This window comes from Telluria sp. AZSoR62 (assembly GCF_058111565.1).
In genome coordinates this window covers 1-294 of the sequence record NZ_JBYTST010000245.1, presented here as the reverse complement: position 1 = coordinate 294, position 294 = coordinate 1, and the positions used below count along the sequence as shown (strand labels likewise).

Genomic DNA, 294 nt, shown 5'->3' with positions numbered 1-294 from the left:
CTAGTCAGAACAGTTTGAGGTCGCTCTCAGAAGCCGACTGAAAATGAGACTGTCGCCACGTCGCTTGCCACGGCTTTATCACTCGCAAACCGATGGCTGTACGTCAGACCAACACGTGAAGCCTTAACCGGGCCGGCAAGTTGCAACCCAATCCCGGCTTCATTCCAGCGATCAGTGGTGTCCTGCTTCAAGTTGAAGCGACTCACACCCAGGACCTCACCGCTCAGGTTGTCAGTGCTGTTGTTCAACCGCTCAACGTGCTTCAGATTGGCAGTGACGATCGCTTTGTTGGCC

The 294-nt window shown here is 54.8% G+C and carries 1 pseudogene; it reads right to left on the bottom strand.

The window, feature by feature from the left end:
* Window positions 1-26 precede the first annotated feature (26 nt).
* Window positions 27-294: pseudogene (locus tag AC3XQU_RS23685) on the bottom strand (autotransporter domain-containing protein); the annotation flags it as partial.